Here is a 15,909-nt window from a genome sequence, read left to right as displayed (position 1 = left end):
TGCGCAAATCAGAACGAGGTGCGCTTGTAGCTGCGGTACTGTGGCCGCCAGAAGTTGTGTTCAATGGCCTTCGACAGCGCTTCTTCAGAGGTGACGACCGCCATTCCCTGCAGCTGCGCCGCTTTGCCCACTTCCATCGCGATGCACTTGGATACGCCCTGAATATCGTCGATATCCGGCAACAACGCACCATGTCCGTCGGTCGCCAGCGGCGAACAATCCGCCAGCGCGCGGCTGGCGGCCATCAGCATGGCGTCGGTCACGCGGGTCGCACCGGAGGCCAGCACGCCCAAACCAATCCCCGGGAAGATATAGGAGTTGTTGCATTGGGCGATAGGGAACAGCTGGTCTTTATAGCTCACCGGCGCAAACGGGCTGCCGGTCGCGACCAGCGCGGCACCGTCGGTCCAGTTGATGATGTCTTCCGGGCGGGCTTCCACGCGCGAGGTCGGGTTGGACAGCGGCATGACGATCGGGCGCGGACAATGCTTGTGCATTTCGCGGATCAGCTCTTCGGTAAACAGGCCCGGTTGGCCGGAAACGCCGATCAAAATGCTTGGTTTGGCGTTACGCACCACCTCCAGCAGAGAGATAGCGTCGCTGGAGGTCTGCCATGACGCCAGGTTTTCGCTTTTTTGCACCAGCTTGCTCTGGAAATCGAGCAGGTTAGGCAGTTTGTCGGTCAGCAGGCCGAAACGGTCGACCATGAAGACCTGGGCGCGGGCTTCGTCTTCGCTCAGTCCTTCGGATTTCATCTGCGCGATAATCTGCTCGGCGATGCCGCAGCCGGCTGAACCGGCGCCAAGGAAGGTCACGGTTTGATCGCGCAGCTGGCTACCGGCGGCACGGCTGGCGGCGATCAGGCTGCCAAGGGTGACTGCTGCGGTGCCCTGAATATCGTCGTTGAAGCAGCAAATCTCATCGCGATAGCGGTTCAACAGCGGAGTGGCGTTGTTCTGTGCGAAGTCTTCGAATTGCAGCAGCACGTTTGGCCAGCGGCGTTTTACTGCCTGAATGAACTCTTCGACAAAGGCGTGGTATTCATCACCGGAGATGCGCGGGTGGCGCCAGCCCATGTACAGAGGATCGTTGAGGCGCTGCGGGTTGTTGGTGCCAACGTCCAATACTACCGGCAGGGTATAGGCCGGGCTGATGCCGCCGCAGGCGGTATACAGCGAGAGTTTGCCGATAGGAATGCCCATGCCGCCGATGCCCTGATCGCCCAGGCCGAGGATGCGTTCACCGTCGGTGACCACGATCACTTTAACGTTTTGCTTGGTGGCGTTTTGCAGCATGTCGTCGATGCGATCGCGGTTCGGGTAGGAGATAAACAGCCCGCGTGCGCGGCGGTAGATATCGGAGAAATGCTCACAGGCTTCGCCGACCGTTGGGGTGTAGATGATGGGCATCATCTCGCTCAGATGCGCATCCAGCAGGCGGTAGAACAGGGTTTCGTTGGTATCCTGGATATTGCGCAGATAGATGTGTTTGTCGTTGTCGTTCTTGAAATCCTGATACTGACGATAGGCGCGCTCAACCTGCTCTTCGATGGTTTCCACCGCTTCAGGCAGTAAACCGTGCAGGTTGAAATGGCTGCGTTCATCCTCGGTAAAGGCGCTGCCTTTGTTCAGCAGCGGAAATTCCAGCAGAATCGGGCCGGCGTAAGGGATGTAGAGGGGGCGTTTGCTTTCGTATTCAAGTTCCATTGTTTTGCTCTTCAACGTATCGGATAGCTTTTATGATGCCGATCCTAAAAGATCGGGAAAATATGTACAGCAATTGTTATCGGATCATGAGGTAAATTGGCGCAATTATCGACGATCACGTCCTAATTTAACTAAAGAAAGTGTTTTAAGACGTGAATGTCATTGTAATCGGCTTACGGGGCTGTTAACAGCGGCGCCGGGCGGCACCGCCGTGATCGGGATTAGAAAGTGATGCGGCTGACGTTTTGGCAACCCAGCGCTTCCAGCGTGGCGCGGGTAGCATCCCACTGGGTGAGGATAGCGGTTTGCGGCTCGGCCAGTACCGCGCGGCGGATTTTCTGGCAGTCGCTTCCGGAGACGTTCAGCAGAATCAACGCAGCTTGCAGCGGCGGCAGGCTCGGGTTAAAGGCGGCGTTCTCCGCATAACGCCCGGCGTAAATCGTGCCGTCTTCGGCCTCCAGTGCGACACCGCTGTGGGCATTGCTGTAGGGTGCATGGCTTTGGTTGGCGGCGGCCAGCGCGGCTTTCTCCAGTTCGTCAGACAGCGTCAACTGGTAGCCCTGATCGACCCGGTCCATCAACAGCGTGGCGATATCCAGATCTTTCGGGCCGAACGAATCCGGCAGATAGTCGCCAAGCGTGGCCGGATCACGGCCGGGCAGGCGAATTTGCAGGCCGCTGCCGCTGTTCAGTTCGTTCATAAACTGGCGGCAGTGGCCGCAAGGCGTGTAGTTAACGGTGATGGAGACCAGGCCAGGCTCCCCGCGCAGCCAGGCGTGGGTCACGGCACACTGTTCCGCATGAATGGTTTGTTGCATCGGCGCACCGCTGAATTCCATATTGGCGCCAAAATACAGATTGCCGCTTTGGCCGCGGGCAATGGCACCGACGTGGAAATGGGAGATCGGCGTTAACGAGCAAGCCGCTGCCAGAGGCAGCAGGGCAAATGCCAGAGCATCATCATCCAGCCCGCAGCGCTGCTTGATCGCGTCTACCTGCTGCGCCTCGAACATGGCCGGGAAAGCAGGCGCATCAAAATAAGGCAGCAGGGCGGATTGCAATGTCGCGGACAGTTCGCCGAAAGCGGTGTGAAAACGCGGGTGCATAGAAACTCTCTCTACAGGTTAACGGGATAACATTTTAGGCAGCCTTGCGGCAATAAAGTGTGATTTAAGTCTCTTTATTGATGAAAGCAATGCAATGAAAACGATAAATGCGGGATGTATCGCAAGTTTCCAACCCATTAACCGAACAAATGCAGCAGCATCGGGAAGACAAAGGGTGCCAGCAGCGAAGTAATAATCCCGCAAATCACCAGCGCCAGCGAGCTGAAGGCGCCTTCCTGATAGTCCATTTCCGCACAACGTGCCGTGCCTATCGCGTGCGAAGCGGTGCCCATGGCCAGGCCACGCGCAGAACGGGTGGTGATTTTCAGCACTCTGAACAGAGAATGGCCCAATACCGAGCCGAAGATGCCGACGAAAATAACGCAGACGGCGCTGATAGCGGGGATGCCGCCAAGAGATTCCGCTACCGCCATGGCGATCGGCGTGGTGACGGATTTCGGCATGATCGACGCGGCAATCTCCGGCGTTGCGCCCATCCACAGCGCGATGGCACCGCCGCTGATCATCGCCGTCATGCTGCCGATAAAGCACACGGCGATAATCGACTTCCAGCGGGCGCGGATCTGATGCAACTGCTCATACAGCGGAAAGGCCAGCGCCACCACCGCCGGTTGCAGCAAGTCGTTGAGGATTTTGCTGCCCTGAAAATAGCGTTCATAGGGAATGCCGATCAGCAGCAGCAGCGGAATGATCACCGCCATGGAAACCAGCAGCGGGTTCAGCAGCGGCATTTTCAGCCGCTGAGCCAGCCAGCGTGCCGCAAAGTAGACCAGTAAGGTTAACGGCAATGACCACCAGATTTCATGGATCATTTTTTGCCCTCCGCAGGATCGCCACTGCCGATGATTTTACGCTCGCGGTGAAAATAATGAGAGGTGCAGGCGACGACGATCAGCACCATCAGGGTGCTGATAATGCAGGAAACCACCAACGGGCTGAGATGCTCGATGATTTGGCTGTAATAGTTCATCACGCCGACGCCAATCGGCACGAACAACAGCACCATATAGCGGATCAGCAGATGACAGCCGGGTTTGACCCATTTCGCCGGCAAAATTTGGCTGGAGAGCAGGGCGAACAGGATCAGCATACCGATAATGCTGCCGGGAATGGCGATCGGCAGCAGTGTTGCGATGGCATTGCCGGCAAACAAGCAGAGGTAGATAAGGACAATTGCCCTCAGGTATTTCCAGCACAATGCGAACATGTTGGCTATCACCTTTTCCCGTTTAACTGATGTATTCATCATACAATTAAACCGTGACCTGCGCCACAAATCACACCATGAATTCTCTCTATGACATCCATGCCCGTTGGGCAGGTTGACAGCCCCGGCGAAAGGTTGCGCGTGATCTTATTCCACGTGTTCCACGGGGGTGGCGAGAGCATTTGGATGCTGTTTTTGCGCCAGCCGGTGGCCGAGGAAAAAGAATAACAGGCTCAATAACGCGGCGGCAATCAACATCAGAAACATCAGTGGTGGTGCGGCGTAGCTGAGGATAAAACCGCAGATCACCGGATTGATGGCGCCCCCCAACGCACTGAGGTTTTGCACGCCATAGTAGCTGCCTTTCAGATGCGGTGGGGCGATAAAGTCGATAAACATATATTCCACCGGGATGACGATAATCTCCCCCAGCGTGAATATCGCCATGGCCACCGCCCACAACCATACGGATTGCCCCGCCAGCATAAACCCGATCAGCCCGACAATGAAAAACACGGTGCCCAGCACCAGCCAGCGCAGCATGTTTTCCTGACGCATCCCCCGGCTCAGCAAATATTGCAAGGCGATGACGATGCAGGCATTGACGATCATCACCACGCCAATGATTTTGTATGCGAATGCCGCGTTCGAGACGATGATCAGGTATTGCGACAGGTAGCCGGTGAACTGGCCGAATACCACCGCCCCCAACGTACTGCCGAGCGTAAAGTAAATCAGCCGACGATCGCTGCGCAGGATGGCCAGCGTCTGACGAAAATCAGGCAGTGTGATCGGCGAGGGGGCGGCTGCCGCAGGCTGCCCGGGGTGCTGTTGCCCACGCAGACGAAAGCTCAGTGTCGCCACCGTCAATAAGGCCAGCCCGCCGGAGAGATAGAACGGCAACAGCGGGCTCAGCTCGGCCACCATAACGCCCAGAGATGACCCCACAGCCCAGCCGACATTTACCAGCGTGTAGTTGAGTGAGAAGGCTTTTATGCGCTGTGCGGCCGGCAACCAGTCGGCAAAGCACGCTTTAATGGTGATGCCCAGCACCGAATAGGCAGTATGCAGGATCGCCAGTACCAGAATGATTCCTCCTGGGCGCGGGATCCACGGGATGGCGAAAAAACTCAGGGCGAACAGTAAAATGGAAAGCAGGATCAATGTGTTCTTGTTGAACTTGTCCACCAGATAGCCGCCATACAGGCTGGCGAAAATGCCGATCGTCAGGCTGATACCCAGAATAATGCCGACGCTTTTCGGCAACAGGTGGAAATGCCCGGTCAGATAGATAGTAATGAACGGTAGCGTGGCACCACGGCCAATGGTCAATACCAACGAGCTAGCCAGCAATGCGACGATAAGCGGTGGGAATCCCTTCATGTCAGACCTGTTTATGCATACAGTTATTGAGCGATATTGATAACATAGCTCATTTTGGCCGACTGGGAAGATGTAGTGTGAAAAAAAGAGGTTACACCGCCGCTTTTCACGCCGCTGTTGCCCCGATTAATGGGCGCCGCATGCAGCGCCCATACTCTACCTGGGAATAAGCGGAAGAGATTATTTGCCTGACTTGGCCTGCAGCGTGGCGAACCACGGCTGGATAAAATCGTTGCTGTTGCCCCAGCCCGGGATGATTTTTGCCAACCCGGCCACGTTGATCGGCCCCGGCTGGCTGGCCAGCAACGCCTGCGGAATGGACGCCGCCTTGAATTCATAGGTTGCAGGCGTAGGTTCACCGGCAATCTTGTTCGCCACCAGGCGCAGGTTTACCGCACCAATCAGCTTGGTATCCACCGCTACGCTAACTTTCCACGGGCTATTGGCTTCGCGCATCAGTTGCAGATCCTGATTGGAGATGTCGATGCTATACAGCTTGATTTCGGTACGGCCGTTTTCTTTCAGCGCCTTGTAGGCACCCTGACTAAAGGCATCCCAGGTGCCCCAGATCGCGTCAATCTTGCCTTTCGGATACTTGGCCAGCACGGCACCCACCTTGTTGGCGGTATCTCCCTGCACGTCCGATGACACTGCGCCGATCGATTCCAGTTCGTGTATGCCCGGATTTTGCTTCAGCAACTGTTGGTAGGCAGCCTGACGGCGTTCCATCGGCGGGAAACCGGCGACCCACAGCTTGATGATATTGGCTTTCCCGTTGAAGTCTTTTATCAGTTGGCCGAACGACTCATTTGCCAGCGAAGCGTCATCCTGCTGCGACACCGTTACGCCGGGGATGCTGCCGCTGACGTCGGTATCAAACACGGATACGGCAATGCCCGCCGCCGCAATGCGTTTCACCAACTCGGTGGAATAGGGCGCACGGCCCTGCGAAAGAATAATGCCGTCATATTTTTGGCTGATGGCCTGGTTCACGAAATCTTGAAAACGCGCGTCGTCACCGTTGCTGAGGAAGGTATCCACCTTAAAGCCCAGCTTGCGCCCCTCCTGGATGGCACCGGCCAGAAACTGAGTGGTGTTGTCGTCGGAACCCAGGTTGCGGATCACTGCAATGCGGACCGGCCCCTGATGCTGGGCGATGGCGGTTGGCACCGGAGCCGGCGTGGACGATTCTGCGGCGAATAGCGGCAGAGCGGCCAACAGGCCAAGGGCCAGGATTGGGGTCTTTATCGTTTTCATTATTATGGGCTCCAAAAGCAGGTGGGAATCGTCCTTGTATAGCAGTCTTTCTGTCTGGACGTCTATTCGTAATGTTCAAGCATCATAACCAGATGAGTTTTGATAAGGAATTATCTTGGTGATGAATTTTTTTCAGGTAGGAGAAGGGCGCTTGCAGGCAGAAAGGGCAACAAATAAAAAAGGGCCAAGCTGCTGCCTGGCCCTTATGGCAGTGAAAACGGACGTTACTTCACCTGCATTCCCGGTTGGGCGCCGCTGTCCGGGCTGAGCAGGAAGATCTCTTTGCCGCCAGGGCCGGCCGCCATCACCATGCCTTCGGAAATACCGAAACGCATTTTGCGCGGCGCAAGGTTGGCGACCATGATGGTCAGGCGGCCTTCGAGCGCTTTCGGATCCGGGTAGGCGGAACGAATGCCGGAGAAAATCTGACGAGACTCACCGCCCAGATCCAACTGCAGTTTCAGCAGTTTGTCAGAGCCTTCGACAAAGTCGGCGCTCTTGATCAAGGCGATGCGCATATCAACCTTGGCGAAGTCGTCAAAGGTGATGGTTTCCTGAATCGGATCGTCAGCCAGCGGGCCGCTGACCACGTTAGCCGCCGCCATGTCTTCTTTTGAAGCGCTGACCATTTCATTCACCTTGTCCAGATCGATACGGTTGAACAGGGCTTTGAACGCATTAACCTGGTGGCCCAGCAGCGGCTGCTGGATCGCATCCCAGGTCAGTTCGCAGTTAAGGAAGGCTTCGGCACGTTCCGTCAGCGATGGCAGTACCGGCTTGAGGTAGGTCATCAGCACGCGGAACAGATTGATGCCCATCGAGCAGATTGCCTGCAACTCGGCATCGCGGCCTTCTTGCTTCGCCACGACCCATGGCGCCTGCTCATCCACATAACGGTTGGCCAGATCGGCCAGCGCCATGATTTCGCGGATTGCACGGCCGGACTCACGGCTGGCGTAGGCGTCGGCGATGCTTTGCGCTGCGTCAACAAAGGTTTGGTACAGCGCCGGATCGGCCAGGTTATCGGCCAGTTGGCCGCCAAAACGCTTGCTGATGAAGCCGGCGTTGCGCGAAGCCAGGTTAACCACCTTGTTCACGATATCGGCGTTCACGCGTTGCACGAAATCTTCCAGATTCAGGTCGATATCGTCGATGCGTGAGGACAACTTGGCGGCATAATAGTAACGCAGGCAGTCGGCATCCAGGTGTTGCAGGTAGGTGCCGGCCTTGATAAAGGTGCCGCGGGATTTGGACATTTTGGCGCCGTTTACCGTCACATAGCCGTGTACGAACAGATTGGTCGGTTTGCGGAAGTTACTGCCTTCCAGCATCGCCGGCCAGAACAGGCTGTGGAAATAAACGATGTCTTTGCCGATGAAGTGATACAACTCGGTAGTGGAATCTTTGCGCCAGAATTCGTCGAAGTCCAGATCGCCGCGTTTGTCGCACAGATTTTTGAAGGAGCCCATGTAGCCGATGGGCGCATCCAGCCAGACGTAGAAATATTTGCCCGGTGCGTCCGGGATCTCAAAGCCGAAATAGGGTGCGTCGCGGGAAATGTCCCACTGTTGCAGACCCGACTCAAACCACTCCTGCATCTTGTTCGCTACCTGCTCTTGCAGCGCGCCGGAACGGGTCCAGGCCTGCAGCATTTCGCTGAACGAAGGCAGATCGAAGAAGAAGTGCTCGGAATCACGCAAGATCGGCGTAGCACCGGAAACAACGGATTTAGGATCGATCAGCTCGGTCGGGCTGTAGGTCGCTCCGCACACTTCGCAGTTGTCGCCGTATTGATCCGGCGATTTGCATTTCGGGCAGGTGCCTTTCACGAAACGGTCAGGCAGGAACATGCCTTTTTCCGGATCGTACAACTGGGAAATAGTCCGGTTCTTGATAAAGCCGTTTTCTTTCAGGCGGCCGTATATCAGGCTCGAGAGTTCACGGTTTTCATCGCTATGGGTGGAATGATAGTTATCATAGCTGATGCCAAAACCGGCGAAATCCTGTTGGTGCTCCTGGCTCATCTCCGCAATCATTTCTTCCGGCTGGATGCCCAACTGCTGAGCTTTCAGCATGATCGGCGTGCCGTGCGCGTCGTCCGCACAGATGAAATGAACCTCGTGGCCGCGCATTCGTTGGTAACGAACCCAGATATCTGCCTGGATGTGCTCGAGCATGTGGCCGAGATGGATGGAACCATTTGCGTACGGTAGCGCGCACGTCACCAATAATTTTTTCGCGACTTGAGCCATAGTGAGAACTTGCTTTCTGTAATGAATAAAAAGGGTCTTCGATGTTACCCGATCGCGCTCTCTACGGCTAGGGCGGTTTCTTTCCACAGACATACGCCAGCGGACCTGCAGTTCTGATATGCTTAGCGGGAAGCTATCCATTCAAAATCAAGGAGCCGGGATGAGCGCAAAATCCCCCGAGCAGACCAACCCTGAAGTTCTGCGTGCCCTGGTGACCGGTGTACTGGCCGCCTTTGAACACCCGACGTTAAAAAACAATCTGACCGCGCTGAAGGCAATTCACCATTGCACGCTGTTGGATCATGTATTGCACATTGAATTGATCATGCCGTTCGCCTGGCAGAGTGCCTTTGAGGTGCTGAAAGACCGCGTGAGTGCAGAACTGCTGCGCGTCACCGGCGCAGAGGCGATCGAGTGGAAGTTGAAGCATGACATCGCCACGCTCAAACGCGCCAACGATCAGGCCGGCATCAAGGGCGTGCGCAACATCATCGCCATCAGTTCCGGCAAAGGCGGCGTGGGGAAATCCACCACCGCCGTCAACCTGGCATTGGCGCTGGCAGCCGAAGGTGCGAAGGTCGGTATCCTGGACGCTGACATCTATGGCCCGTCGATCCCCAATATGTTGGGCACCGAGCATGAGCGGCCAACCTCGCCGGATGGCCAGCATATGGCGCCGATCCAGGCGCATGGCCTGGCGACCAATTCCATCGGTTATCTGGTGACTGACGACAACGCCATGGTGTGGCGTGGCCCGATGGCCAGCAAGGCGTTGATGCAACTGCTGCAGGACACGCTGTGGCCGGATCTGGACTATCTGGTGCTGGATATGCCGCCGGGCACCGGCGATATCCAACTGACGCTGTCGCAGAACATTCCGGTCACCGGCGCGCTGGTGGTTACCACGCCGCAGGATATCGCCTTGCTGGACGCGGCAAAAGGCATTGTGATGTTCGAAAAGGTTCATGTGCCGGTGTTGGGCATTGTGGAAAACATGAGCGTGCATATTTGCAGCAACTGCGGTCATCATGAGCCGATTTTCGGCACGGGTGGGGCTGAGAAGCTGGTGAAGAAATACAACAGTCGTTTGCTGGGGCAACTGCCGTTGCATATCTCGCTGCGTGAAGATTTGGATCGCGGCGCGCCGACGGTAATCAGCCGCCCGGACAGCGAATTCGCTGAACTGTATCGCCAGCTTGCCGGCCGCGTCGCGGCGCAAATGTATTGGCAGGGCGAGGCCATTCCGACGGAGATTTCTTTCCGCGCGCTGTGATCGTCATAGATTAAAAAGCAAAACCCCGGCGCAGGTCCGGGGTTTTTGTTTATGGCGTGTCTTTCAGACGGTGCAGATCGGCACGGGTATAGGGGTGATCGGTATGCGCCAAGATAGTGGCTATACGCTCCAGCAAACCCTGGGTGGGCGCTGGTTGCCGATGCCCCATCAGAAGGATCGGTAAAGCCAGCGCGCCGGCGATTTGCCACCAGGAAAGCTGCGGGCGTGCCTTGTTGAGCTGTAACCGTAAAAACAGGCTGCTGGCCAGATAGCCTAACACCAGGCCGCTAATGACTTCCGAAGGCGAATGTACCTGAATGGCCAACCGTGACAGACCAACCGTCAGTGGCAATATGTAGCCAACGATCAATGCCAGAGTGCGCCCCGCAGGCGAGCAACGCCCGGTCAGCGTCCAGAGAAATACCGGCCAGATACTGGCCGCCAGCGCCGAGTGACCGCTGAAACCGGTAAAGTCATAGCGTTCGATACCGATGCCCCAACCCATAAAGGCCAGTTTGGAGGCGCATACCATGCCACCGGCGCAGCCGAAGATCAGTGCCCATTGCCAGCCCGCGGTTCGGGTAGCGCGCGGAGCGATTAACGCGACAAAAAGAATCAACGCGCAGGGCAGCAGCAGCATGCTGTCGCCAAAAAATGTCAGAAAATACCAGTCCAGCACGTCGTTCTCCGATGAAATACATCATCCCATCAGCAGGATAATGAACAAGCCACGGAGTCTACCCTGCCACATCGGATTGCCCTAGACGCAATAATCTTAAAAACTTGGAGTCGTTTCTGGCGAAATAACCGGAAATGGCGTCCCTGCGACGACAATATAGAGTGGCGCAATGCCCGCTAACTCCCTATAATTGTCGCGTTTTAGTTCCCTCCCTCACACTTCGAAATCAGGTCTTTAAATTTTATGACTGACAAGCCGCATCAGTGCGTCATTATTGGTATAGCTGGCGCATCTGCCTCCGGAAAAAGCCTTATTGCCAGCACGTTATATCGCGAACTTCGCGATCAGGTTGGCGATGAACATATCGGCGTTATTCCTGAAGACAGTTACTACAAAGACCAGACTCACCTGACCATGGAAGAACGGGTCAAGACTAACTACGACCACCCTAGCGCCATGGATCACAACCTGCTGTTCCAGCATCTGCAAATGCTGAAATCAGGTAAGGCGATAGAGTTGCCGCTGTACAGTTACACCGAACATACGCGCAAGAAAGAGACGATCCACCTTGAACCGAAAAAGGTGATTATTCTGGAGGGGATCCTGCTGCTGACGGATATCCGCCTGCGTCAGGAAATGAATTTTTCAATCTTTGTCGATACGCCGCTGGATATTTGCCTGATGCGCCGCATGAAGCGTGACGTCAATGAGCGTGGCCGTTCCATGGATTCGGTAATGGCGCAGTACCAGAAAACCGTCCGCCCGATGTTCCTGCAGTTTATTGAACCTTCCAAGCAATATGCCGACATTATCGTTCCGCGCGGTGGCAAAAACCGCATTGCGATCGACATTCTGAAAGCCAAAATCAGCCAATTCTTTGAATAATGTCGTTCAATGGCCGGGAAACCTGTGTTTCCGGCCGACGGGCAAGTATTTACGCCGTGGCGTAGACCTTTCGTCCGTTGTGTGGCAATTTTTGTTTTAGTGACACGCCCTGATGGAGATGAAGAAATGAGACTGTGCGACCGTGATATAGAAGCCTGGCTGGATAGTGAAAAACTGGTGATTTCGCCGCGTCCGCCGATTGAGCGTATTAACGGGGCAACAGTGGATGTCCGTTTAGGCAATCAGTTTCGCGTGTTTCGGGGCCATACCGCCGCGTTTATCGATCTCAGCGGGCCAAAAGACGAAGTCAGCGCGGCGCTGGACCGTGTGATGAGTGACGAGATCGTGCTGCCGGAAGGGGAAGCCTTCTTCTTGCACCCGGGCGAACTGGCGTTGGCGGTGACGCTTGAGTCGGTTACGTTGCCCAGCGATCTGGTGGGCTGGCTTGACGGCCGCTCTTCATTGGCGCGCCTTGGTTTGATGGTTCACGTTACCGCGCACCGCATCGATCCCGGCTGGCAGGGCCGAATTGTTTTGGAGTTCTATAATTCAGGCAAGTTGCCGCTGGCGTTGCGCCCGGGCATGTTAATAGGCGCGCTGAGCTTTGAACCGCTTTCCGGGCCGGCGGCACGTCCTTACAACAGCCGGCAGGATGCAAAATACCGCGATCAGCAAGGCGCGGTGGCCAGTCGAATCGACAAGGACTAGCCGCGCCGGAAGCACTGTCGGTGTGGCGTTGACAAGAGGATGGCATGAGAAGATTACTGACGACTTTGGTGATTTTGCTGGTTGTTCTGGTGGCGGGAATGTCCGCGCTGGTGCTATTGGTTAATCCGAATGATTTTCGCGCTTATATGGTGACGAAGGTCGAACAAAAGAGCGGTTATCATCTGACGCTGGATGGCGATTTGCGCTGGCATATCTGGCCGCAGCTCAGCATTCTGGCCGGGCGCATGACGCTGACGGCACCCGGTGCCAAAGTGCCGGTGGTGAGTGCGGATAATATGCGTCTTGATGTCAAGCTGTTGCCGTTGTTGTCGCATCAACTGTTTGTGAAACAGGTGATGCTGAAAAATGCCGTCATCCGTCTGACACCCGACAGCGAAGAACAAAATCAGCCAAACGCGCCTATTGCCCCTGCGGGCACCTCCGAAGAGACCGTAGATACCCCGTGGAAATTTGATATCGATAATCTGCGGGTGGTGGACAGCCTGCTGATTTGGCAGCGCGCCAATAATGAACAGATTAACGTTCGCGATATTAATCTCACCCTGCAGCAAAATGCCAAACGTCAGGCGAAAATGGAGCTTTCCAGCCGGGTTAACCGCGACCAGCGCGATCTGACCTTCAGTATGGCGGCAGATATCGATCTGCAGCAATACCCGCGGCGCATCGCGGCCACGGTCACTCAGTTCAATTATCAGCTGGAAGGCGCAGATATTCTGAGCGGCGGTATCAACGGAGGGGGGAGCGCTCAGGTGGTGTATCAACAAACGCCGCAGCAAATTGCCTTAAGCCAGTTGATTCTGAGCGCCAACGACAGCCAGTTCTCTGGCGGCGGCAGCGTCAGGTTCGGCGAAGTGCCGGCTTATGCACTGAATCTGACATCGACGGCACTGAGTTTGGATGCGCTTTCCGGCTGGCAATCCAGCTCGAGCACGCAACAAGCGGGGAGTATGACTGCGGCGCCGGTGATAGCCAACCAGGCGGAGGATCCGCAACAAAATCTGGACGTGCTGCGAGACTTTACCGCGCAGCTCAATTTGAACGTTGACCAACTGACCTATCGTGGCATGAACATCGCCCATTTGGCACTGCAAGCAGATAATCAGCAAGGCTTGTTGACGGTGCATAGGCTCTCCGGCCAATTGGCTGGGGGGGATTTTGCATTACCGGGCTCGTTGGATGCACGCGGCGCCAGGCCGGTGATCGCAGTGCAACCGGTGCTGAAGCAGGTTGAGCTGGGTGCCGTACTGAAGGCGTTCGAAATGCCGCAGGTGTTGACCGGCAAATTCAGCATGCAAGGGGATTTAACGGGTGATCGTCTCACTTCGCAGTCGTTTGAACATCGGTGGAAGGGAGCAGCGCAGTTAGCGATGCAGGACGCGCAACTGCACGGTCTGAATATTCAGCAGTTGATTCAGCAAGCGGTAGCGCGTAACGACAGCAGTGTGCGTGGGCAGGATACTTACCAGCGCTTTACCGAAGTGAAACAGCTTTCCGCTAAAGCCAACCTGAACGGGGGAACGGTAAACATCAGTGAACTGAGTGCAGATTCCCCGTTGTTGAACCTGAGCGGTGGCGGCACGGTCAATATGCCGGGTAAACAGTGCGATATGACGCTTAACGTGCGGGTGACCGGTGGCTGGCAAGGGCGCGGCGAATTGATAGAACAACTGCAGAAAACGCCAATTCCGCTGCGGGTCTATGGCCCTTGGCAACAGCTTAACTACCAACTGCAGGTCGATCAGATTTTACGTAAAACGCTGCAAAACCGGGCGAAGGACGCGCTGAACAAATGGGCCGAGAAGAACAAAGAGTCCCGAGAAGGCCAGGATCTTAAAAAGTTGTTGGATAAGCTTTAACTCCAGTTGGATGCGGGCCGGTCACCGGCCCGCACGTTCTTTTATCTCCGCAGAGTATTTGCCTTTCCCAATTATTTCCTTCCGGAACTTTGATAGAAATCATGACGCCTTCTACTGTGTTTGTGCAGAGTATTGCCCAGTTATGCGATTTCTGGGCTTCAGCACGATTAAAAACAACACGTTGAGGGAATATGATAGAACTTTTTATTGGTGCGGCCGTTACGGCTGCCGTGGGCCGTTACATCATTAAAGGTTACTCCGCCACCGGGGTGCTGATGGTTGGCGGCCTGTTGTTGCTGGCTATAAGCGCCGCGATGGGGAAAAACCTGCTGCCTGCCGGCGCGGCGTCTACCGGATGGCGTGCCACCGACATTATCGAGTACGTCAAAATTCTGCTGATGAGCCGCGGTGGCGATCTTGGCATGATGATCATGATGCTGTGCGGATTTGCGGCTTATATGACGCACATTGGCGCCAATGATGTGGTGGTAAAGTTAGCCTCGCGTCCGCTGCAGATGATCAATTCCCCGTATCTTTTGATGGTGGCAGCCTATTTTGTCGCCTGCCTGATGTCACTGGCGGTCTCTTCCGCCACCGGCCTGGGCGTATTGCTGATGGCTACGCTGTTCCCATTGATGGTTAACGTCGGCATTAGCCGGGGCGCTGCGGCGGCGATTTGCGCTTCACCTGCGGCGATTATCCTGGCACCCACGTCCGGTGACGTGGTGTTGGCCGCAAAGGCGGCGGAAATGCCATTGGTTGATTTCGCTTTTAAAACCACCTTGCCCATTTCGATTGCGGCAATCGTCTGTATGGCCATTGCGCATTTCTTTTGGCAACGTTACCTCGACAAGAAGAATAACGAACAGCACCACATTATGGATGTGAGTGAAATTACCACCCATGCACCGGGTTTCTATGCCGTTTTGCCGTTCACGCCGATCCTGGGCGTGCTGGTTTTTGACGGTAAATGGGGGCCGGAGTTGCATATCATCACGGTGCTGGTTGGCTGCATGTTGCTGGCGGCGGTGATCGAATTCCTGCGTAGTTTCAGTGCCAAGCAGGTATTTACCGGTCTTGAGGTCGCTTATCGCGGTATGGCGGATGCTTTTGCCAGCGTCGTGATGTTGTTGGTCGCCGCCGGCGTATTCGCTCAGGGGTTGAGCACTGTCGGCTTTATCAGTGGGTTAATCAGCCTGGCACAGTCTTTCGGTACCGGCGGCATTATCATGATGCTGGTGCTGGTGGTGATTACCATGCTGGCTGCGATGACCACCGGCTCAGGGAACGCGCCGTTTTATGCTTTTGTGGAGCTGATCCCCAAATTGGCAGCGCAGATGGGCGTTAATCCGGCCTATTTGGTGATCCCGATGTTGCAGGCTTCGAACCTGGGCCGGACTCTGTCGCCGGTTTCCGGCGTGGTGGTAGCGGTATCCGGCATGGCGAAAATCTCGCCGTTCGACGTGGTGAAACGCACCTCGGTACCGGTCATTGTCGGGTTGATCGTGGTGATTGTGGCAACCGAATTGCTGGTGCCTCAGCACCTATAAAGGGT

General features: G+C 55.7%; 13 protein-coding genes. 5 read left to right on the top strand and 8 right to left on the bottom strand.

Annotated features, from left to right (window positions below; genetic code table 11):
- Positions 1 to 8 precede the first annotated feature (8 nt).
- From V2S86_RS11820 to metG, 7 genes are all read right to left on the bottom strand, one after another.
- The gene (locus V2S86_RS11820; protein WP_330762557.1) at positions 9 to 1,706 is read right to left on the bottom strand and encodes an NAD-dependent malic enzyme; all 1,698 of its coding nucleotides are present in this window, start codon (positions 1,704 to 1,706) and stop codon (positions 9 to 11) included.
- 221 nt (positions 1,707 to 1,927) lie between these two features.
- A complete protein-coding gene (gene cdd / locus V2S86_RS11815) occupies positions 1,928 to 2,812 on the bottom strand; it encodes a cytidine deaminase (protein WP_330762556.1) in 885 nt (294 codons plus the stop codon).
- Positions 2,813 to 2,949: 137 nt separating this feature from the next.
- Entirely contained in the window at positions 2,950 to 3,645 is a 696-nt protein-coding gene (locus V2S86_RS11810; protein WP_330762555.1) for a CidB/LrgB family autolysis modulator, read from the bottom strand.
- Complete coding sequence (locus tag V2S86_RS11805; RefSeq protein WP_330763193.1) at positions 3,642 to 4,049, bottom strand: CidA/LrgA family protein; 408 nt, start codon at positions 4,047 to 4,049, stop codon at positions 3,642 to 3,644. Before V2S86_RS11805 ends, V2S86_RS11810 begins: the two co-directional genes overlap by 4 nt.
- Positions 4,050 to 4,187: 138 nt before the next feature.
- Positions 4,188 to 5,423 (bottom strand): MFS transporter, encoded by a 1,236-nt coding sequence (locus V2S86_RS11800; protein ID WP_330762554.1) that lies wholly within the window; start codon positions 5,421 to 5,423, stop codon positions 4,188 to 4,190.
- Between the two features lie 180 nt (positions 5,424 to 5,603).
- Positions 5,604 to 6,680: a sugar ABC transporter substrate-binding protein gene (locus V2S86_RS11795; protein ID WP_330762553.1), complete on the bottom strand. Its 1,077-nt coding sequence runs from the start codon at positions 6,678 to 6,680 to the stop codon at positions 5,604 to 5,606.
- A 224-nt stretch (positions 6,681 to 6,904) separates the two neighbouring features.
- Positions 6,905 to 8,932 carry a methionine--tRNA ligase gene (gene metG / locus V2S86_RS11790; RefSeq protein ID WP_330762552.1) on the bottom strand — a complete coding sequence of 676 codons (2,028 nt, stop codon included), beginning with the start codon at positions 8,930 to 8,932 and terminating at the stop codon, positions 6,905 to 6,907.
- 160 nt (positions 8,933 to 9,092) lie between these two features.
- On the opposite strand from metG, the gene apbC reads away from it, so the two are divergent.
- Positions 9,093 to 10,205 carry an iron-sulfur cluster carrier protein ApbC gene (apbC, locus tag V2S86_RS11785; RefSeq protein WP_330762551.1) on the top strand — a complete coding sequence of 371 codons (1,113 nt, stop codon included), beginning with the start codon at positions 9,093 to 9,095 and terminating at the stop codon, positions 10,203 to 10,205.
- A gap of 49 nt (positions 10,206 to 10,254) precedes the next feature.
- On the opposite strand, the gene V2S86_RS11780 is transcribed toward apbC, so the two are convergent.
- A complete protein-coding gene (locus V2S86_RS11780) occupies positions 10,255 to 10,884 on the bottom strand; it encodes a phosphatase PAP2 family protein (protein WP_330762550.1) in 630 nt (209 codons plus the stop codon).
- Between the two features lie 243 nt (positions 10,885 to 11,127).
- Between V2S86_RS11780 and udk the strand changes: the two genes are divergently transcribed.
- The 4 genes from udk to dcuC all read left to right on the top strand — a co-directional run bounded on the left by udk (position 11,128) and on the right by dcuC (position 15,904).
- Positions 11,128 to 11,769, top strand: a complete 642-nt coding sequence (gene udk, locus V2S86_RS11775) for a uridine kinase (RefSeq protein WP_004942376.1) — start codon at positions 11,128 to 11,130, stop codon at positions 11,767 to 11,769.
- Positions 11,770 to 11,895: 126 nt separating this feature from the next.
- Positions 11,896 to 12,477, top strand: coding sequence for a dCTP deaminase (gene dcd, locus V2S86_RS11770; RefSeq protein WP_004942378.1), 582 nt, complete (start codon positions 11,896 to 11,898; stop codon positions 12,475 to 12,477).
- A gap of 44 nt (positions 12,478 to 12,521) precedes the next feature.
- The gene (gene asmA, locus V2S86_RS11765) at positions 12,522 to 14,354 is read left to right on the top strand and encodes an outer membrane assembly protein AsmA (protein WP_330762549.1); all 1,833 of its coding nucleotides are present in this window, start codon (positions 12,522 to 12,524) and stop codon (positions 14,352 to 14,354) included.
- A gap of 191 nt (positions 14,355 to 14,545) precedes the next feature.
- The gene (dcuC, locus tag V2S86_RS11760; RefSeq protein ID WP_330762548.1) at positions 14,546 to 15,904 is read left to right on the top strand and encodes an anaerobic C4-dicarboxylate transporter DcuC; all 1,359 of its coding nucleotides are present in this window, start codon (positions 14,546 to 14,548) and stop codon (positions 15,902 to 15,904) included.
- Positions 15,905 to 15,909 lie beyond the last annotated feature (5 nt).

It is taken from the genome of Serratia sp. C2(1), assembly GCF_036352655.1.
GTDB lineage: Bacteria > Pseudomonadota > Gammaproteobacteria > Enterobacterales > Enterobacteriaceae > Serratia > Serratia inhibens.
Note: the sequence above shows the minus strand (reverse complement) of the source record. Positions and strands in the feature narration are given on the sequence as shown.

Excerpts from the sequence above, each read along its gene's own strand:
- V2S86_RS11820 (WP_330762557.1), bottom strand. The coding sequence starts at position 1,706 with ATGGAACTTGAATACGAAAGCAAACGCCCCCTCTACATCCCTTACGCC.
- cdd (WP_330762556.1), bottom strand. The coding sequence starts at position 2,812 with ATGCACCCGCGTTTTCACACCGCTTTCGGCGAACTGTCCGCGACATTG.
- V2S86_RS11810 (WP_330762555.1), bottom strand. The coding sequence starts at position 3,645 with ATGATCCATGAAATCTGGTGGTCATTGCCGTTAACCTTACTGGTCTAC.
- V2S86_RS11800 (WP_330762554.1), bottom strand. The coding sequence starts at position 5,423 with ATGAAGGGATTCCCACCGCTTATCGTCGCATTGCTGGCTAGCTCGTTG.
- V2S86_RS11795 (WP_330762553.1), bottom strand. The coding sequence starts at position 6,680 with ATGAAAACGATAAAGACCCCAATCCTGGCCCTTGGCCTGTTGGCCGCT.
- metG (WP_330762552.1), bottom strand. The coding sequence starts at position 8,932 with ATGGCTCAAGTCGCGAAAAAATTATTGGTGACGTGCGCGCTACCGTAC.
- apbC (WP_330762551.1), top strand. The coding sequence starts at position 9,093 with ATGAGCGCAAAATCCCCCGAGCAGACCAACCCTGAAGTTCTGCGTGCC.
- udk (WP_004942376.1), top strand. The coding sequence starts at position 11,128 with ATGACTGACAAGCCGCATCAGTGCGTCATTATTGGTATAGCTGGCGCA.
- dcd (WP_004942378.1), top strand. The coding sequence starts at position 11,896 with ATGAGACTGTGCGACCGTGATATAGAAGCCTGGCTGGATAGTGAAAAA.
- asmA (WP_330762549.1), top strand. The coding sequence starts at position 12,522 with ATGAGAAGATTACTGACGACTTTGGTGATTTTGCTGGTTGTTCTGGTG.
- dcuC (WP_330762548.1), top strand. The coding sequence starts at position 14,546 with ATGATAGAACTTTTTATTGGTGCGGCCGTTACGGCTGCCGTGGGCCGT.